Origin of the sequence: Micromonospora sp. 067-2, from assembly GCF_046549295.1 — a bacterium.
Taxonomy (GTDB): Bacteria; Actinomycetota; Actinomycetes; order Mycobacteriales; family Micromonosporaceae; genus Micromonospora.
Window position 1 is genome coordinate 1 of record NZ_JAJPWB010000001.1, and the last position, 18,865, is coordinate 18,865.

Below are 18,865 nucleotides of genomic sequence, written 5' to 3' on the forward strand. Positions count from 1 at the left end.
GGGTCACGCCCGGCTCCTGCGCCGGAGCAGCACCAGCCGAACCAGCACCCAGACCGGTAGCAGCCAGACTCAGAGCGAGTGTTACCAGGACAGGACCGCGCAATCGGCGTAGCAGCCGTGTGCCCATCGTTCCTCCAGGGAGAGGTAGGAGTGTCCGACGGCCGGCGTGGATCATGGGTGGAGGCGATGGCCGCCGGCCCGGGTTTCGAAACGTCCTCGACGCCGACGAGTGACGCTGTGGAAACATCGGGTTGATGGGTCGAGACATTAAATTGTTTCGATCGGGCTGTCCATGCCTTTGCATCGATACATCAAAAGTTTCAGATGTGCGTACGAAAGTTCGCGGTGGTACGCGGGAAATGTCCGGTGTCGTGGCGCTCGACTACCGCCGTCCGCGCCGCTCCGAACCACCGGCCCGATTGCCGGGCTTGCGGGTTCCGGTGCCGGGTCTGCGAGGTGGGGTGGTGGTGCCGCGTGCCGGGGGTCGACGGCGGGCCGCCACCAGCACCACGAGGGCGACGACCGCGACGATCAGGGCCGGCACCAGCCAGGGCGGCAGCCCGCCGCCCTGCCCTGCCCTGCCGGCGTTTGCGGGCTCGCTCGCCGGGCTGCCGGTCGCTCCGGCCGCGCCGGGACTCGCCGACGGGGTGCCCTCGATCAGGGCGAGCAGCGTGGACGCGGGCCCGTCGGTGGGCGCCGTCCAACCAGCCGGCGCCGCCGTGCTGGCACCCTGGTAGTCGAACGTGACGCTGCCCCGCACCGCCTCACCGTCCGAGGCGACGGAGAGGTAGCTGGCCGTGTAGCGCCCCTTTGCCGGCCAGTGCGCCACGGACACCACGGCAGGAAAGCCGGTGTGGTAGAGCCGGGGCTCGAAGACCCCGTTGACCATGAAGTACTCCTGGACCGGCTTGTCCAACCGCTTCGGCTCGCCGTGCGACCAGCCGTTGTCCACACGGGACCCGGCCGGCCCGGTAAGGGTGAAGTGGGCGTTGGAGGCCGGCTTCTCGGTGAAGTACAACGCGACCTGTGCCAACGGCTCGCGGACCACGGTGCCGGTCAGCGGGGTCGAGGTCGCCAACTGGCCGTGCGCGGACGCCGGAGCGGCGGGCAGCAGCAGGGACGCCGCCAGCGTCGCGGCCAGCGCCGCCACGATTCGGCTCAGGGCGTGACGGACAGTGACCAGCCTCGATCGCATCCGTTCATCATGGTCATTTCCTCGCCATCGAACAAGACGTAGAGTTCTCCTCCCCGACGATCAACTCGACACTCGTCCCCTCGCGTCGTTCGGAGTCCGCCCGTGTTCGTCCGTGCCCCCGGTTCCCGCGTTCCCGCCGTCGTCGCCACCTGTGTCCTCGCCGCCCTGCTCGCCACGGGGTGCGGCCAGAGCGACGACCCGTCCGTAGCCGACCCGTCGCCGTCGCCGACAGCCGCAGCACCGTCGACGACCACCGCCGCGCCGGCCCCTTCCGACAGCCCCACGCCCAGCGCGACAGCCAGCACGCCGACGGTGGACCGGCAGATCACCGTGACGATCGCGAAGCGGCGGGTCAGTCCGCCGACCGCTCGGATCACCGTCGGTAAGGGCGAGCTGGTACGGATCACCGTCACCTCTGACGTCCCCGACGAGCTGCACGTGCACGGCTACGACCTGGGAGCCCGACTGCCCGCCGGCATGCCCGCCTCGGTGGAGTTCCGCGCCGAGAAGACCGGGCTGTTCGAGGTGGAGACGCACGAGAGCGAGCTGGTGCTGTTCCAGCTCGTCGTCCGCTGAGCAGCATGACCGGCGCCCCCGTGGTGCTTGCCCACGGCGTCGGTGGGCGCCAGGACCTGCCCATCACGTTGCCGCAGCTCGTCGTCGCCGCGGCCCTGACCCTGGTCGTGACGTTCCTCGCGCTGGGCCTGCTCTGGCGCGAGCCCCGGCTCGACCGGGACGCGTCCGGCGGCCGGCCGGTGCCGCGACGCCTGGCCCTGCTCGTCGACGCGCCCGCCTTCCGCTGGGGGCTTCGTGGAATCGGCCTGCTTGCCGCGGGCTGGTTTTGTCTGGGTCTGCTGGCCGGGCCGGACACTGCCGACAACCCGACGGCCGGCGCGCTCTACGTGCTGCTCTGGGTGGGGCTGGTGCCCGTGTCGCTGCTGCTCGGCCCGGTCTGGCGAACGGTCAACCCGCTACGCACCGTGCATGCGCTCGCCGCGCTGGCGATCCGGCGGGACCCGGAGCGCGGCGTCCGCGAGCTGCCGGCCGGCCTGGGGATCTGGCCGGCGGCCGTCACCCTCTTCGGGTTCGTCTGGCTGGAGCTGGTCGCACCGAACCGGGCCACGCTGCCGGTCATCACCGCCTGGCTCGCCGGCTACGCGGTGGTCATGCTGGCCGGGGCGGCGCTGTTCGGCGCGGGCTGGTTCGACCGGGCCGACCCGTTCGAGACGTACAGCGGGCTGGTCGGTCACCTCGCCCCGATCGGCCGGGCCGCGGACGGCGTACTGGTGTGGCGCAACCCGCTCGACGGCATCGCTGGGCTGCGGCCCCGACCCGGGCTGGTCGCCGTGGTGGTCGTGCTGCTCGGCTCGACCATGTTCGACAGCCTCTCGAACGCGCCGGCCTGGCTGCGCTTCAGCCAGCAGAACGGTCTGCCGCCGGCGGTCACCGGCAGCGTCGGGCTGATCCTGGTCATCGCCACCGTCGCCGCGGCGTACCTCGCCGCCACCGGATCCGCGGCACGGATCGGCCGTGCCAGCGCCGCGCCCCGGATCGGCCGTGCCAGCGCCGCGCCCGGGGAACTCGCCCACTCGATCGTGCCGATCGCGGCGGGGTACCTGGTGGCGCACTACTACTCGCTGCTGATCCTGGAGGGACAGCGCACCATCGCGCTGCTCTCCGACCCCCTCGACACCGGTGCCAACTGGTTCGGCACCGCCGATTGGCAGCCGCACACCGGCCTGGTCACCCCTTCCGGGGTGGCCAGCCTCCAGCTCACCGTCATCATCCTCGGGCACCTGCTCGGCACGCTGCTCGCGCACGACCGCGCCCTGTACCTGTTCCCCCGTGCCCGAGCGGTGGCCGGTCAGCTTCCGCTGCTGGCGCTGATGGTCGCCTACACCGTCGCCGGCCTGCTGCTGCTCTACGCCGGGTAGGGCAGGCGGGCCCGGGATCGGGGCGGCGCGGGTCACGGGCGAGGATGAGGGCGTGGAGACGGATCTTCGGCGCTACCTCGACGAGCTGGTCGACGCCGCCCGCGCCGTTCTCGGCGACGACCTGGTGGGCGCGTACGCGGCCGGCTCGGTGGGGCTCGGCGCGTACCAGCCCGGTCGCAGCGATGTGGACGTGGCGTTGGTCTGCGCCGGACCACTGACCGACGCCGACAAGCGTGCGCTGGTGGCCCGGCTGCGCCACGAAGCCCTGCCCTGCCCGGCGCGCGGGCTGGAACTGGTCGCCTACCAACGGGCGGTGGCCGCCGCCGGTGCCCCGGAGCCAGGCTTCGAGCTCGAGCTGAACACCGGGCCCGGGATGACCTTCCGGTGCACCCTGGACCCGGTGGACCGACCCGCGACCGACGGTCGCTTCTGGTACGGGCTGGATCGCAGCATCCTGCACCAGAGCGGACTGCCGCTGCTCGGGCCACCGGCGGAGAAGGTCTTCGCCGACCTGGCCCCGGCCGACCTGCGCCGCCTGCTGATCGAGGCGCTGTCGTGGTGGCTGGCCCTGCCGACGCCGCCGGACGACCAGCCCGCGCCCGGCGCGGAGGACGCCGTACTCGGCGCCTGCCGGGCCCTGGTGCGCCACCGCGACGGCGTCTGGCTGGCGAAGGTGGCGGCCGGGCAGCGGCTGATCGACGCCGGCAACCCGGCCGAGGTGATCGGTCGGGCGGTCGCCGCGCGGCGCGGCGGGCCGCCGCCCACCGGCGCACAGGCGCGCGCCTTCCAGCACCGGGTCCGCGCGGAGATCGCTGGCACGTCCTAGCGGACCGAGCGGAGCCTGATCGGCCGCCGCCAGGTCTCGACGGCCAGCCAGCTCCGATGGGACCGTCGACCCGGTCCGGGCAGAACCGCCCACACGTCGACCGGTCCCGGCTGACACTCCGCCCCGGCCCAACGGTCACCGAGGTCAGGTCCGGGCGGCGCCGTTCTCGCTGACCGGCGCTCCGAATGCCAGGAACGGCACGGGCGTGGGGTCGTCGGTGCGGCCGGGTCGCCCGAAGGTCGGCCGGGCGTCGCTGGTGGGCACGTCCGGTGCGGTCGCGCGGTCGGTGGTACCAGCCTGCTCATCCGAGCCGTCGACCCGCTCACCGTCGGGTCGGTCGTTGCCGAGCGGCTCGCCAGCGGCTCGCTCGGTAGCGGGCCGCTCGCCGACGGGCCGCTCGCCGACGGGCTGGTCGTCGGGCCGGACGTCGGCGGGCCGGTCGCCACCGAACCGGTCGCTGTCGAGTCGGTGGGCGGCGGATCGCTCACCATCGGGCCTTTCGGCACCGGACCGGGAGCCCACCATCGGGTACTCGGCGGTCTCCGAACCGCCCGCGGCGGCGGCCATCACCGCGGCGGAGGCCAGGTCGGCCACCCGCTTGGCCTCCCGCTGAACGCGGGCGCGGACGTCCTTGGCGTGCCGCTCGGCGGAATCCCCGGCCCGTCGCGCCTCGTCCAGCCGGGTGTTCTCGGCGGTCAGATCTCGGCGTACCTCACTGAGCCGTTGCTGGACGCGGCCCAGCTCGTTCTCCAGGGTCTCGCCCTCCTCGCGGACCTCGGCGAGCTGCTGCCGGGCGCTCTCCAGCTCGGCGTGCAGCTGGGCCGACTCCTGCCGGCGCTCCGCAAGCTCCTGCTGCACGGTGGCGAGCTGCTCCTGGTGGGCGGCGGCCTGCTCGTCGGAACGGTTGCGCAGCTCGGTCACGTGCTGCTGTGCCTCGGCCAGCAGCGCGGCGATCTGCTGCTCGGTCGTGCTGCGCTGCTCGGCCAGCTCCCGCTGGGCCACCGCCTGGTGCTCGGCGATCTCCTGCTCGGTGGCGGTCCGCCGGTCGTTGACGTCGCGCTCGACCCCGGCCTGCCACTGGGCCATCTCCTGTTGGCCCTTGGACCGGGCCGCCTGGAGCTCCTGCTGGATCTGGGTACGCGCCGACTTCATCAACGCGTCGGCGGCGACCCGGGTCTGGTTGAGCTGCTGCGCGCTCTGCTCGGTGATCCGCTTGGCCTCGTGCTGTGCGCGCTCGTGCGCGGCCTCACCGTCGGCCCGCACCTGCTCCGCGTGCTCCCTGATCGCGGTCAGTTCGGCCTCGACCACGCTGCGCCGCTCCTCCTGCGCCTGCTCGTGCTCGGCGCGTCGGGCCGCCAGCTCCTCGGCCAGGTCCTGGCGCGCCTGCGCGGCCCGCTCGCGCGTGTCGACGAGGATCCGCTCCGCCTCGGTGCGCAACTCGTTCGCCCGATCGGCGGCCGAATCGGTGATCAGGGCGGCCTGCTTCTCGGCGAGTGCCAGGATCTCGCCGACCATCGGGCCCAGATCCTGGAACGACGCGCGGTCCACCTGCACCGGCTGCTCGTGCAGTTCGGCCAGCTCGGCGCGCAGTCGTTGCACCTCGGCGTTCAGCTCACGGACCCGGACGGCGGAGCGCCCGTGCTCTCCGCTGAGCATCGCCACCTGACCGTCGAGCTGTTCCAGGTGCTTGTCGACCTGGCGTTTGTCGTAGCCGCGCAGGGCGAGCTCGAAGCTCGGCCGCGAGGCCGCGTCGTCGCGTGCTGCGAGCGGCTCAGCGCCGATGGACATGCGCCATCCTCCGTACGGTCGGGGCGCCAGGGCCGGCGGTCGACCGCCGGACGGGCCGTGAGTGTGGCGCAACGCTACCGCCGAGCCAGTGCCCCGGAAAGGCCCGCCCCACCACCGCCCGTCCGCCGCGTCGATCATGGAGTTGTGGTGTCCGAAAGACCCCTATCTGCGGTCGTTGTCGTCCAGCACAACTCCATGATCGACCTGGCAGTGGGCGGCGTCAGCCCGCCACGGACTGGTTGTAGTCCTTGATCGGGGCGGCGAGGGCCTGCTGCTGCTGCTCCAGCGCGGCGCGCGGGTCGGTGCCACTGAGCACGGCAGCCTGCATGGCCTGCTCCGCGGCCTTGCGGGCCTGGGGCATCGCGCCGAGCAGGCAGCCCTGGGTCGCCTTGCTCAGCGGAGTGTTCTGCAGCTGGGTGATCGCGGTCTGGAACTGCGGCCGCTGGGCCACCCACTGCTTGTCGACGTCGGTGTCCAGCGCGCCCTTGCTGATCGGGAAGTAGCCGGTCGAGGTGTGCCAGGTCGCCTGCGAGTCCTTGTCGGACAGGAACTTCACGAACTCCCAGGCGGCACGCTTGTGCGCGTCATCCTTGCCCTTGCCGACCACCCAGAGCGAGGCGCCGCCGATGATCGGCCCACCCGCGTCGGTAGCGTTGATCTTCGGGTAGTTGCCGGTGGAGATGTCGAACTTGCCCTGGGTGCTCTTGAGGAAGCCGCTCAGCGAGCCGGTCGACTCCAGCGTCATCGCCACCGTGCCGGCGGTGAACGCGTTGTCCGCCGTTTCGGTCTTGCTGTCCAGCTTGGGCGCCAGGCCCTCGTCGACCATCTTCTTCCACCAGGTGAGGAGCTTGACGTGGTCGTCGGTGGCCAGGTTGACCGTGGTGCCCCGGCCGTCACGGCCGTTGCCCTGGTCGCAGTACTCCTGGTTGCCGGCGGCGGTCCACTGCTCGAGGAACCAGCCGTAGAGCGCGGCGCCGAAGCCGTACTGGGTGACCCGGCCGTTGGCGTCCTTGACGGTCAGCTTGCGGGCCACCTCGGTGATCTCGTCGAGCGTCTTCGGCGGGTTCGCCGGGTCCAGGCCAGCCTTGGTGAACGCCGTCCTGTTCAGGTATAGCAGCGGCATCGAGGTGTTGAACGGCATCGAGTTGAGCTTGTTGTCGACCGAGTAGTACCCGGCGATGTTCGGCTGGATGTCCGAGGTGTTGGTCTTGTCGGCATCCACGAAGGACTGGATCGGCACTGTCGACTTCGAGTCGATCATGAAGCGGGTGCCGATGTCGTACACCTGCACCACGTCCGGCGCCTGCCCGCTGTTCAGCGCGGCCTTGTACGCCGACAGGGTGTCGTCGTAGGTGTTCTTGAACTGGAGGTTGACCTTGACGCGGCCCTTGTTCTTGGCGTTGAACTGGTCGGTGAGCTGCTTGAGCGCCTCGCCGTTCTTGCCGCTCATCGCGTGCCAGAAGTCGATCGACACCTCACCCTTGCCGTCCAACGCACTGGCCGCCGGGGCGTCCGTGCCGCTGCTGGCGTCGCTGGTGTTCGCCGTGGCCGAACCGCAGGCCGCGGCGGTGGCCGTGAGAGCGGCGAGCGAGAGCCCGACCGCCATCCGGCGCAGAGTGGTACGCACTGTTTTCTCCTAGGACTGAGGTGGAAGGGTTTACTTGACCGCGCCGGCCGTGAAGCCCCGGACGAGCCAGCGCTGGCCGAAGACGACCAGCAGCAGCGTCGGCACCAGCGTGATCGTGATGCCTGCCAGCAGGACGGCGGGGCTGTCGCCCTCGTTGCCCTTGAGGGCGAAGACCGCGGTCTGCAGGGTGTTGAGGGAGTTGTTGCTGGACGAGATGATCAAGGGCCAGAAGTACATGTTCCAGCCCTGCAGGAATGACCAGACGGCGATGCCGATGAGCGCCGGCCGGGTCGCCGGCAGAAGGATGGTGAAGAGGAACCGCAGGTGGCCGCAGCCGTCGAGGACGGCGGCCTCGCGCAGCTCCCCGGGGAACTGGGCGAACGCCTGACGCAGCATGAACACACCGAACCCGCTGGCCAGGAACGGCAGGATCAGGCTGAGCCGGTTGTCGTTGATGCCCAGCGACCGGATGAACAGGGCGTTCGGCACCACGATCGACTCGTACGGCACCATGATCGTGGCGAGGAACAGCCAGAAGATCGGCCGGCGTAGCGGGCTGCGCAGGAAGACCAGGGCGTACGCGGCCAGGCACGAGGTGATCAGGTGCCCGAGCATCACGCTCAGCCCGACGAAGAGCGAGTTCACGAAGGCCGGGGCCAGCGGCACCACCGGCTGCCGCCAGGCGGCCCGGTAGCTGTCCAGCGTCCAGTGCCCGCCGAAGAGCTGCGGTGGCTGGTGCAGCAGCGCGCTCGACGGCAGGAAGCCACCGATAACGGTGAGCAGCACCGGAAAGAGCAACGCCACCGCGGCGACGCCCAGCCAGAGGTAGGTCAGGACCGTCGGTACCGGACCGGGTTGGTTCACGCGCCTGCTCACCGGTAGTGCACCCGCCTCTCCAGGACGCCGAACTGCACCACGGCGATCAGCACGCCGACCAGCAGCAGCACCAGGCCCTGGGCGCTGGCCAGCCCGAAGTTGCTGTTGTTGTTGTGGAACGCGTTGTCGAAGATCGAATAGACGAGCGTCCGGGTGTGCCCGTTCGGCCCACCGTCGGTCATGATCTGCACCTGGCCGAGCGCCTGGAGCGCAGCGAGGGTGGTGGTGACCACGGCGAAGAAGAGACTCGGCGAGATCATCGGCAGCACGATGCTGACGAACTGCCGAGGGCCGGTGGCGCCGTCCATCCGGGCCGCTTCCACCACGTCCTCGTCGACGCCGGCCAGACCGGCGGCGAGCACGAGGAGGTTGAACCCGGAAACCGTCCACACGGTCACCAGGGCGACCGTGGCCATCGCCCAGCCCGGCTCGGTGACCCAGTTGGGCGCGGGAACGCCGAGAAGACCCAACGCCCAGTTCACCGGCGAGACCCCGGGGTTCAGCATGATCAGCCAGACCACGCTGGCCGCCGACACCGAGTACGCGAACGGCAGGGCGAAGGCGGTCCGGAAGACCCGCATGCCGGGCAGCCGCTGGGTCATCGGCGCGGCGAGCGCGAGTGGCAGCAGCACGCCGGGCACCACGACCAGCACGGTGAAGACCAGCGTCTGCCAGAGCACAGTGCCGAACGCCGGCGTGAGCAGCTCCTGGAAGTGCGCCAGCCCCACCGATCGGGTCGGGTTGCCGAGGATGTCGTTGCCCCGGGTCGCCAGGTACACCGCCTGGAACAGCGGGAAGATCACAAAGACGCCCAGGCCGGCCAGGCCGGGCAGGACGAAGAGCAGGGCGAGCGCCGTCTCCCTGGTCCGTGCCGGGGCGGCCCCCCGGCGGGTCCGGCCGGGCGGCCGGTCGGTACGCCCGGCGGCAGGTGTGGCCGCGAGCAGTGTCGGAGCTGTCACGTCGGGCAGCCTGCACAGCCTGGACGTCCGGCCGGGGTGGTCCGGTGATCGGTCAGGTGGCCGGCGGCTGTCACGGCAATGACATTGCACTACGCAGCGTTAACACTGCGGAGTGCTTCATCGACGGGAGTGCAGCTCAGGGCTCGGCATCACAGAGTGTTGGTAACTGTGTGTGTCAATGGCGGCGTGCCGGTGGCGGGGCGAACGCCACCGGCAGCCGTGCTCAGCGCCGCCGGGCGAGCAGCACCGCGTCGTGCACGGTGATCTCCCGACCCTCCGGGTCGGTGGCGGCACGGGGGCGGGCCTCGGCGGTGAGGATCTCCCACCGCGCCGGATCCAGCTCGCCGGCCACGTCCTCGGCGGTGTACATCATGTCCGGCAGGTGCAGCCGGCGTGCCAACGTCCACAGGTCCGACGGGTGGTGTCCGACGACCAACAGGGTGCCGCCGGGCGCCACCGCGGCGGCCAGCCGCGCGAACAGCTCCCGCCGCTGCGGCGGTGGCAGGTGCATGAACTGCGCGGACACCAGGTCGTACGCCTCCTCGGCAGGTGGCTTCTCGCGAAGGTCGGCGTGCGTCCACTCGACGCGGTCGCCGACGCCCACCGCGTCGGCGTGCCTGGCGGCCCGGCCCAGGGCGGTGCTGGAGATGTCCACCGCCGTCACCCGCCAGCCGCGTTCGGCCAGCCACGCGGCGTCGGCGCCCTCGCCGCTGCCCACGTCGAGCGCCCGTCCCGGGGTCAGGTCGCTCGCCTCGGTGACCAGCTGCGGGTTGGGCCGACCGCTCCACACCGCCGGCCGGGAGCGGTAACGCTCCTCCCACGCCGGCTCCTCGAACGCCGTGGCCCGCAGCTGCCGGTACGCGGTCACCGCGTCGCGGGTGTCCTCGGCGATCAGGTCGGCGTTGATCGCCACCCCGGCCGTCAGGCCGGCCGCCGCGGCGGCGATGACCTGGCCGCGTACGTCGGCGACGTTGCCGGCCACCCAGACGCCCGGCACGGTCGTCGCCCCGGTGGCGTCGGCCGGGATCTGGCTGCCGATCATGTGCCCGCCCACCGTCACCTCCTCCGGAGCCAGGCCCAGGCCCACCACCAGCCCGACGCGCGGCGCCGTCCGGGTCGCGACCACCACCGCGTCCACCGCCACCACCCTGCCGGAGGCGAGCCGGACGCCGGTCAGCACGTCCCCGGTCACCTCCAGTCCGTCGACCGGACCGGGCACCACGGCGACACCTCGGGCGGCGAGGCGCTCGGCGGCCTCCTCGTCGGGGGCCGGGGCGTCGTGCAGCAGCAACAGCACGTCCGAGCTCCACTGCCGCCACATCTCGGCCTGGTGCACGGCCAGCGGGCCGGTGGCCAGCACGCCGATCCGCCGGTCCCGGACCTCCCAGCCGTGGCAGTACGGGCAGTGCAGTACGTCGTGACCCCACCGCTGTGCCAGCCCGGGCACGTCGGGCAGCTCGTCGGTCAGTCCGGTGGCCACCAGCAGTCGCCGGGTTCGCACCGACTGCCCGTCGTCGAGGCTGAGACGGAACCTGCCGTCGTCGCGGACCACCGTTTCCACCCGTCCGGCCAGGAACTGCCCGCCGTACCCGGCAACCTCCGCGCGACCGGCCGCGACCAGCTCGGCCGGCGGCGTCCCCTCTCGCGCCAGGTAGTTGTGCACGTGCTCGGCAGGCGCGTTACGCGGCTCGCCCGAGTCGATCACGAGGACCGACCGCCGGGCGCGGCTCAGTGCCAGTGCTCCGCTGAGCCCGGCTGCGCCACCGCCGACCACCACCACGTCATATGTCTCGTCCATCGGTGTTCTCCTCGGCTTGTCGTCTGCGCCCACCATCCGTCGCCACCGGCAGGGTGGCAACTATCCTTGCCGTTATGGCAAACGACGACAGTGCGGCGCTGGCCGCCGTCGGGCCTCGGTTGCGCGCCCTGCGCCACCAGCGCGGAACGACGCTGACCCAGCTCGCCCACCTGACCGGCATCTCGGTGAGCACACTGTCCCGGCTGGAATCCGGCAGCCGCCGGCCCACCCTGGAGCTGCTGCTCCCGCTGGCCCGGGCCTACCGGGTGCCGTTGGACGAACTGGTGGACGCGCCGGCCACCGGCGACCCGCGGGTGCACCCCAAGCCGATCGTCCGGCACGGCGTCACCTTCCTGCCGCTGACCCGCCGTCCGGGTGGTCTGCAGGCGTTCAAGCAGATCCTCCCGCGGGACACGCCCACGGGTGAGCTGACCCAGCAGACCCACGAGGGGTACGAGTGGATCTATGTGCTCTCCGGTCGGCTGCGCCTGCTGCTCGGTGAGCACGACCTGATGCTGACCCCGGGGGAGGTTGCCGAGTTCGACACCCGTGTCCCGCACCGGCTGCTCAACCCCGGCCCCGGCACCGCCGAGGCGCTCACCCTCTTCGGGCCGCAGGGGGAGCGGTTGCACGTCCGCGCCCGCCCCGCCGACCCGGCATGAGGGCAGTAAAAAGACCAAAGATGACGTACGGCGTGGTTTAGGGATTAATCTCCCTTTCATGCTATTTGTGCGTTCAGCTCGTGGTGTGGGTGTCTTCGCGCTGCTCGGGGCCGCGGCAGCGGCCGGCCTGCCCGCCTCTGCCGCCTCGGCGGCGGTCGTGCCGCCACCGCCCGGCGCGATCGTGGTCGGTGTGAGCGGCGCCGCCTGCCCGGCACCAGCCTTCGCGACGATCACCGCCGCCGTGGCCGCCGCCCCGGCAGACTCGGTCATCTACGTCTGCGCCGGCCTGTACGCCGAGAACGTGCAGATCACCAAGAACCTGACCCTGCTGGGTGCCCAGTTCGGGGTCGACGCCCGCACCGGGCGCACCAACCCGGCCGAGGAGACGATCGTCTCCTCTCCCAGTGGAGAGTTCCGCTACTCCGGCACGGCGACGACCGGCGTCATCGACGGATTCACGCTGCGAGGCACACCGTCATCCGGCGACGACGACGGGATCGTCGCCATCGACAACCCGGGAGCCGGCTACACCTGGATCAACAACATCATCACCGGCAACACGACCGGCATCAACTTCAAGGCCACCGGCGCCGTTCCGACCCTGATCAGCCGCAACCGGATTACCAACAACACCGCCGCCGGCTCCAGCTCGGGCAACGGAATCTTCTTCACCAACGGCCCGGCCAACAACGTGACGATCAGCGACAACGCCTTCGCCGGCAACTCACCGGCCATCAACACCACCGGCGCCGGTGACGGCACGACCCGGTCCCAGAACCTCACGATCACCGGAAACACCAGCGTCGACGACGTCAACTTCGTCGCGCTGTTCCTCGCCCAACACGTCCGGATCACCGGAAACACCATCCGCTGGACCAACCCCAACGACACCGCAGCCGGGTCTGCCCTCTACCTCAGTGGCGGCAACAACGACGTCACCGTCGCCGACAACACCATCGACGGCGGCGCCGCGTCCGGCATCAACCTCAACAACATCTCCTACTCCGGCAACCCGTCATCCGCGGTGCGCATCACCGGCAACACCATCACCCGACGCCTGAACGGCATCCGGGTCCCGGCCAGCACCAACGCCGGCCCCGTGGCCACCGATGTGACGATCAGCGGCAACCGGATCAGCGACGCCGGGGTCGGCGACACCGTTCCCGGGCCGGCCGCCGGCGGCAACGGCATCTGGCTGCAGGGTGGCTCCCAGTTCACGGTCACCGGCAACACCGCACTCACCAGCGTGAGCACCGACTGCCGGGACGAGACGACCGGCGGCGGCACCGCCGGTACGGCCAACAACTGGACCAACAACACAGGTGTCACGTCGTTCCCGGCGGGCCTGTGCACGAGGCCAGCCAACCCGTCCATCACCGGCGTGATCAGCGCGACCAGCGTGACGGTGGGCGGCAAGCTCTCCCAGACCGTCACGGTGACCGGCACCGGCGGCAAGCCGGGCACGCTGACCTGGCGGCTGCTCGGCCCGGTGCCGCCCATCCACGGGTCATGTGCCGACGTCGACTTCGGCGCAGCGCCCGTGCTGTCCAGCGGGACGGTACCGGTCACCGGCGACGGCTCGTACACCGTGCCCACCACGCACGTGTCCAAGGCCGGCTGCTACACCTTCACCGACACCCTCACCGGACCCGACTACACCAGCTCAGCCAGCATCCCCCCGGGAGATCCCTCGAACACCGCACTCGCCGTGGCGAAGATCCTGCCCGTCACCGGCTCGCATCCGGCCATCCCGCTCACGCTCGCGTTCACCAGCGCCGCCCTGATCGCCGTCGGCGTCCTGCTCCGCTGGACCACACGTACGCGCCCGACCCTCGTCTGACCAGCGCATGTCGGCGGTCGGGGTGCCCCAGCGGCGAAGGCGCCCCGTTCGCGGTCAGTCAGTCGAGACAGAACTCGTTGCCCTCGACGTCCTGCATCACGAGGCACGACTCGTTGTGCTCATCGGCACGCAGCAGCCGCACGCGTGTCGCACCGAGCGCGACCAGTCGCGCACATTCGGCCTCGAGTGCGGCCAGACGCTCCTCACCCACGAGCCCGGTGCCGACCCGCACGTCGAGGTGCAGCCGATTCTTGACGACCTTGCCCTCGGGAACGCGCTGGAAGAACAGTCGCGGACCCACACCCGAGGGATCACCGCAGGCGAACGCCGAACCCTGACGCTCCGGCGGCAGCGCGCGATCGACATCGCCCCAGGAGGCGAACCCCTCCGGTGGCGGGGGGACGACGTATCCCAGCACCTCGCACCAGAAGCGAGCCACCCGCTCGGGCTCCGCGCAGTCGAACGTGATCTGGACCTGCTTGACCGACGCCATCGGTCCACCTTAGAGGCATGGCGCTCCGACGGGTGGGCAGGAAGGGGGATGCCGATCACGCACCGCCGGAAACTGATTCGCCACCGACGCCGTGACCTGTAAGGATCCGCCGATGTCCGACAACACGAGGCAGCGTCGGCTGGCCGCGCTGCGCGCCTGTGACCAGATCCTCTCCGGTAGCAGGCCCACGACCATGAGGGAGCGGCTCGCGGACCTGGGAGCAGGCGGGGACCTGGATGGCCAACCCGACTTCTACGGCGACGGTCCGGTGGCCACGCTGGAGAAGCGTGTGGCAGACCTGCTGGGAACCGAGGCCGCCGTCTTCTTCCCCACCGGCACGATGGCCCAGCAGGTAGCGCTGCGCTATGGCGCCGACCGCACCGGTCACCCGACGGTCGCCCTGCACCCGCTCGGTCACCTGGAGGCCTATGAACGGCAGGCCTACGCCAACGTCAGCGGCCTGCGCAGCACCTGGCCGACAACCGCGCCCCGTAACCCCACCGCCGAGGAGATCACCGCGATCGCCGAGCCGGTGAGCACCGTTGTCATCGAGCTCCCGCTGCGCGACGCCGGCTTCGTACTTCCCGACTGGGACGAACTCGTCGCCGCATCCGCCGCGGCGCGCGCGATCGGTGCGCGCGTCCATTTCGACGGCGCCCGGATCTGGGAATCCACCGCGCACCTGGCGCACACCCTCAGCGAGATCGTCGACCTCGCCGACAGCACCTACGTCTCGTTCTACAAGACGATCGGCGGTATCAGTGGGGCGGCCCTCGCGGGCACCACCCCGCTCGCGTCCTACGCTCGCATCTGGCGGCACCGCTGCGGCGGCGAGGTTTTCCAGCAGTGGCCAGCCGCTCTGAGCGCACTCGCCGGCCTGGACAGGGAGCTTGCCCGCATCCCCGAGTATGTGCGGCACGCGCGGACAGTCGCTGCCGCACTCACCGCACTTCCCGGCGCGCGGGTGTTTCCAGAACCTCCGCACACCCATCGATTCCGCCTGTACCTGCCCCATCCGGCGCAGGCGCTGAACGACGCCGCGTTGGCACTCGCCGAAGAGGAGAAGGTGTGGTTTGTAGCCGGCTGGCAGGAAACAGCCGTGCCGGGTATCGCGATGACCGAGGTCACCGTGGCCGCACCCGCCCTCGACTGGACCACCGACGACGTCGCCGGGGTTGGTGAGCGCTTCCTCGGCCGCGTCGTCGACCAGTGAGCTGAGGTACCCGTCACCGCAGACGGACTCGTCAGCGGGGGACGGCGATCGGGGGCGTCGAGGGCCCGAAGGTGGTCAGGAACCGGTCCCGGAAGGTGTCCATCGGCCAGACCGGTGCCTGCGGACCCGGTCGCAGGCCGTCCTGCCAACCCCAGACCGCCGCTCGGTCGAGCACCGCCGGGTCGCGGGCGACGATGGTGATCGGCACGTCCCGGCTGGCACCCTCGCCGGTCACCACCGGTGCGGGCTGGTGGTCGCCGAGGAACACCACCACCACATCGTCGTCCCCATAGGTCTGCACGTAGGAGATCAGCGTCTCCAACGAGTACCCGATGGCCTGCCGGTATCCGGCCCGGATCCGGCTGGTGTCCCCGTCGGCGTCGCCGCTGTCCTCGCCGGCGGCGGCACCGTGGTAGATCGAGCCGTCGCCCACCTCGTCCCAGCCGATCATCCGGGGCACCGCGGTCCACGGGGAGTGGCTGGAAACCAGCGGGATCTCCGCCATCACCGGCCGGTCGGCGCCGGCGCGGACCTGCCGCTGGAAGAACGACATCGTGTACTGGTCCGGCATCGGGGCGTAGCTGAACGGCGGCCCCCGATAGCCGAGCGCCTCGGCGTCGTAGTAGCGGTCGTAGGCGAAGAAGCCTTTCTCCGGCCATGGCTGGGTGGCCGCCGGCAGCACCCCGACGGTCTGCCAGCCGGCCCGGCGGAACGCACCGTTGAGGGTGAGACGGTCACTGGCCAGCAGGCTGCGGTGCCGCTGCTCGTTGTCCGTCCACAGGCCGGACAGCAGCGTGTCGTGGGCCAACCAACTGCCACCGCCGAACGTGGGTGAGGTGAGGAAGCCGCTGCGGGCGCCGTACCCGGCCGCGCGTAGTCGCTGGGTCCCGGCGTCCAGCACGGCGTTGACCTGCGGCGCCAGCTCCGGATCCTCCACCGCGTCGCGCCCGTAGCTCTCCACGAACGCGACGATGACGTCCTTGCCGCGCAACCCGGTCAACAACTGGTCGCCCGGGACGTCGCGGAACGGGTCGGCGGCGATCCCGGCGGTGAACTCCCCCCGATCGCGCAGCCGTGCGTCCACCTGCGCGGCGTGCGCGCCGACCAGCGCGGTGCTGCCGGCGTCGGCCACCGGCGCGCCCGGGACGACCCGCACCCCGACGACGGCGCAGGCCAGCCAGGCCACGGTCAGCGTGGCCACCGCCCGGGTCGCCACCCGCTCGTGACGGGCCAGCAGCGCCGCCAGCCGCCGCAGCGCCAGCGTGAGCACCAGCAGCAGCGTGCCGACCAGCAGCACGATGCCGATCGCCGCGCCGATCGCACCGGCCCGACCGGCCGCATCCCGGACGAAGCCGAACGCGTCGTCCAGCAGCAGCCAGTCCAGCACCAGGTCGAACGGCCGGTCGAGGGTCGCGCGGAAACCCAGGTCGGCGAGCTTCACGACGGCCAGCAGGCCGAGCAGCGGCCCGACCACGACCACGACCACCCGGCGCGCTCGCGCCGGAAGCGCCAGCAGCAGCGCCGCGACGAGCAGCCCCTCCAGCGGGATGCGCAGGAAGGCGCCGGGTGTGAGCAGGCCGAGCCGGTCCGGACCGACCAGAACGGCGAACACCACCAGCACCGCCAGCATGCTGCCCAGTCCGCCCGCCGCCCGCCGCGCCGGGCCGCGTGCGGCCGCGGCCGACACCCCGGGGGTACGCGCCGACTCCTTCTCTCCCGCCCGGCGGCGCGGACGGAACCGGCCGGCCAGCCGGCGTACCCGGGTGGAAAGAGCCATCAGAGCCTCCAGTCGGAATGGACGGTACCGCCCGAGCGGGCCGCCATCGCGGGCGCGTGGACCGGCAGCAGGGGCGGCCCGATCACCGGGGAGTGCCCGGCGGCCGGCAGCAGCGGTGGCCGGCGGCGCCACAGCCAGGCGACATCCCGGCCGAACGACTCCACCAGCAGCGTCAGCGCCACCACCAGCACCAGCGTGGTCCACAGCTCCGGGAGCACCCGCGCCGCGGCCACCGCCAGCAGCACCCCCTGCACGGCGGCGACCACCTTGCGCCAGAAGCGCGGCGGCAGCGACCCGCTCAGCCAGGGCAGCACCGTGCTCGCCGCGACGAAGGCGTACCGCATCGCGCCGATGGCCAGCACCCACGCGCCGGCGGTCGGCGCGACGTACACGCTGAGCACCAGGATGAGGAACGCGTCGACCTCCATGTCGAAGCGCGCGCCGAGACCGCTGACCGTGCCGGTGCGGCGCGCCACCTGCCCGTCCACAGCATCGAGCAGCAGCGCCACCGCGCTCACCGCGACCAGCAACCCCACCGGCGCGGGCCGGCCGAACGAGTCGGCCACCAGCGCCGTGACCGCCCCGACTCCGACGGCCCGGGTCAACGTCACCCGGTCGGCGGGACCCAGCCGGGACGCGCCGGCCCGGTGCAGACCCCGGCTCAACGCGAGGCAGGTGACGACCGCGTAGCCGGTCCCGGCCAGCCAGCCCGCGCCGCCCAGCCCCACCGTGGCGGCCAGCGCCGCCAGCACGACGAGTTGCGCGCCCAGCCCGATCATCGGACCACTTCGAACTGTGGGCACCGTACCTCCGTGTTTATGATCGACGACCCGACAGGGAACACGGATGACGTGGCCGTTCGGTTCGGCCGGGAGCAGAAGGTGAGGTGCGCGACAGTGATCCCCGAGGCGTACGCCTGCTGGGTGCGCGAGCCCGGCGCGGCCGAGATCCGGCCGGTGTCGCTGCCCGCCCCGGGCCCGGACGAGGTGCTGGTACGGGCGCGCTACTCCGGGGTCAGCCGGGGCACCGAGACACTGGTCTTCGCCGGCCGCGTCCCCGCCGACCAGTACGCCGCCATGCGCGCGCCGTTCCAGGAGGGCGACTTTCCGGGCCCGGTCAAGTACGGCTACCTCAGTGTCGGCGTGGTCGAGCAGGGTCCGCCGGAGTTGCTCGGGCGCACGGTCTTCTGCCTGCACCCGCACCAGAGCGCCTACGTCGTGCCGGCCACGGCCGTGGTGCCGGTGCCGGACGGGGTGCCGCCCGCGCGGGCGGTGCTCGCCGGCACGGTGGAGACCGCCGTGAACGCGCTGTGGGACGCCGCGCCGCTGGTCGGTGACCGGGTCACCGTGGTCGGCGCAGGTATGGTCGGCTGCTGCGTCGCCGCCCTGCTCGCCCGGTTTCCCGGCGTGCACGTCGAGCTGGTCGACACCGACGCCCGTCGGGCGGGGGTGGCCGGCGCGCTCGGCGTCGAGTTCGCCCGTCCGGACGGCGCCTCCGGTGACCGGGACCTGGTCGTGCACGCCAGCGCCACCGCCGCCGGGCTGCAACGCTCGCTGGACCTGCTCGCGCCCGAGGGCACCGTGATCGAGTTGAGTTGGTACGGCGACCGCCCGGTGCAGGTGTCGCTGGGTGGGGCGTTCCACTCCGGCCGGCTGACCGTCCGCAGCAGCCAGGTCGGCGCGGTCTCGCCCGCCCGACGGAGTCGGCGCAGCTTCACCGACCGGCTGGCGCTCGCCCTGGACCTGCTCGACGATCCGGCGTTCGACGCGCTGATCACCGGCGCGTCCCGGTTCGCGGAGCTGCCCGACGTGCTCGCCCGACTGAGCACGGGCGACCTGCCCGCGCTCTGCCACCTCATCACCTACGACGGGGAGTGA

15 protein-coding genes and 1 pseudogene are annotated in these 18,865 nt (G+C 71.7%); 7 read left to right on the top strand and 9 right to left on the bottom strand.

Annotated features, from left to right (window positions below; all coding sequences use genetic code 11):
• Positions 1–382 precede the first annotated feature (382 nt).
• Complete coding sequence (locus ACLJN9_RS00005) at positions 383–1,195, bottom strand: copper resistance protein CopC (protein ID WP_410808826.1); 813 nt, start codon at positions 1,193–1,195, stop codon at positions 383–385.
• 102 nt (positions 1,196–1,297) lie between these two features.
• Between ACLJN9_RS00005 and ACLJN9_RS00010 the strand changes: the two genes are divergently transcribed.
• Genes ACLJN9_RS00010 through ACLJN9_RS00020 form a run of 3 tightly spaced genes read left to right on the top strand, consistent with a single transcriptional unit; the run spans position 1,298 to position 3,955 of the window.
• Positions 1,298–1,771 carry a hypothetical protein gene (locus tag ACLJN9_RS00010; protein WP_410808828.1) on the top strand — a complete coding sequence of 158 codons (474 nt, stop codon included), beginning with the start codon at positions 1,298–1,300 and terminating at the stop codon, positions 1,769–1,771.
• 5 nt (positions 1,772–1,776) lie between these two features.
• On the top strand, positions 1,777–3,129 hold the full coding sequence (locus tag ACLJN9_RS00015) for a hypothetical protein (protein WP_410808830.1): 1,353 nt from the start codon (positions 1,777–1,779) through the stop codon (positions 3,127–3,129).
• 52 nt (positions 3,130–3,181) lie between these two features.
• Positions 3,182–3,955: a nucleotidyltransferase domain-containing protein gene (locus ACLJN9_RS00020; protein ID WP_410808832.1), complete on the top strand. Its 774-nt coding sequence runs from the start codon at positions 3,182–3,184 to the stop codon at positions 3,953–3,955.
• Between the two features lie 144 nt (positions 3,956–4,099).
• Here the strand turns inward: ACLJN9_RS00020 and ACLJN9_RS00025 are convergent, their stop codons facing one another.
• From ACLJN9_RS00025 to ACLJN9_RS00045, 5 genes are all read right to left on the bottom strand, one after another.
• On the bottom strand, positions 4,100–5,743 hold the full coding sequence (locus tag ACLJN9_RS00025; protein ID WP_410808833.1) for a hypothetical protein: 1,644 nt from the start codon (positions 5,741–5,743) through the stop codon (positions 4,100–4,102).
• Between the two features lie 220 nt (positions 5,744–5,963).
• Positions 5,964–7,370: an ABC transporter substrate-binding protein gene (locus ACLJN9_RS00030; protein WP_410808834.1), complete on the bottom strand. Its 1,407-nt coding sequence runs from the start codon at positions 7,368–7,370 to the stop codon at positions 5,964–5,966.
• 30 nt (positions 7,371–7,400) lie between these two features.
• Positions 7,401–8,246, bottom strand: coding sequence for a carbohydrate ABC transporter permease (locus ACLJN9_RS00035; RefSeq protein ID WP_410808835.1), 846 nt, complete (start codon positions 8,244–8,246; stop codon positions 7,401–7,403).
• Positions 8,243–9,205 carry a carbohydrate ABC transporter permease gene (locus ACLJN9_RS00040; RefSeq protein WP_410808837.1) on the bottom strand — a complete coding sequence of 321 codons (963 nt, stop codon included), beginning with the start codon at positions 9,203–9,205 and terminating at the stop codon, positions 8,243–8,245. Before ACLJN9_RS00040 ends, ACLJN9_RS00035 begins: the two co-directional genes overlap by 4 nt.
• Before the next feature lie 223 nt (positions 9,206–9,428).
• Positions 9,429–11,003: an FAD-dependent oxidoreductase gene (locus ACLJN9_RS00045; protein WP_410808839.1), complete on the bottom strand. Its 1,575-nt coding sequence runs from the start codon at positions 11,001–11,003 to the stop codon at positions 9,429–9,431.
• Positions 11,004–11,077: 74 nt separating this feature from the next.
• On the opposite strand from ACLJN9_RS00045, the gene ACLJN9_RS00050 reads away from it, so the two are divergent.
• Both ACLJN9_RS00050 and ACLJN9_RS00055 read left to right on the top strand, forming a co-directional pair.
• The gene (locus tag ACLJN9_RS00050) at positions 11,078–11,665 is read left to right on the top strand and encodes a helix-turn-helix domain-containing protein (protein WP_410808841.1); all 588 of its coding nucleotides are present in this window, start codon (positions 11,078–11,080) and stop codon (positions 11,663–11,665) included.
• A 67-nt stretch (positions 11,666–11,732) separates the two neighbouring features.
• Positions 11,733–13,505, top strand: a complete 1,773-nt coding sequence (locus tag ACLJN9_RS00055; protein WP_410808842.1) for a nitrous oxide reductase family maturation protein NosD — start codon at positions 11,733–11,735, stop codon at positions 13,503–13,505.
• Positions 13,506–13,563: 58 nt separating this feature from the next.
• Here ACLJN9_RS00055 and ACLJN9_RS00060 read toward each other — a convergent pair whose 3' ends face one another.
• Entirely contained in the window at positions 13,564–13,998 is a 435-nt protein-coding gene (locus ACLJN9_RS00060) for a VOC family protein (protein WP_410808843.1), read from the bottom strand.
• Between the two features lie 112 nt (positions 13,999–14,110).
• Here ACLJN9_RS00060 and ACLJN9_RS00065 point away from each other — a divergent pair, with 112 nt between their 5' ends.
• Positions 14,111–15,211 (top strand): threonine aldolase family protein, encoded by a 1,101-nt coding sequence (locus ACLJN9_RS00065; protein ID WP_410808844.1) that lies wholly within the window; start codon positions 14,111–14,113, stop codon positions 15,209–15,211.
• Between the two features lie 31 nt (positions 15,212–15,242).
• Here the strand turns inward: ACLJN9_RS00065 and ACLJN9_RS00070 are convergent, their stop codons facing one another.
• Together ACLJN9_RS00070 and ACLJN9_RS00075 are read right to left on the bottom strand one after the other, a co-directional pair.
• Positions 15,243–16,988: a sulfatase-like hydrolase/transferase gene (locus ACLJN9_RS00070; protein ID WP_410808845.1), complete on the bottom strand. Its 1,746-nt coding sequence runs from the start codon at positions 16,986–16,988 to the stop codon at positions 15,243–15,245.
• A 119-nt stretch (positions 16,989–17,107) separates the two neighbouring features.
• Positions 17,108–17,767: pseudogene (locus ACLJN9_RS00075) on the bottom strand (CDP-alcohol phosphatidyltransferase family protein); the annotation flags it as partial.
• Positions 17,768–17,806: 39 nt separating this feature from the next.
• On the opposite strand from ACLJN9_RS00075, the gene ACLJN9_RS00080 reads away from it, so the two are divergent.
• Positions 17,807–18,865: a dehydrogenase gene (locus ACLJN9_RS00080; RefSeq protein ID WP_410809504.1), complete on the top strand. Its 1,059-nt coding sequence runs from the start codon at positions 17,807–17,809 to the stop codon at positions 18,863–18,865.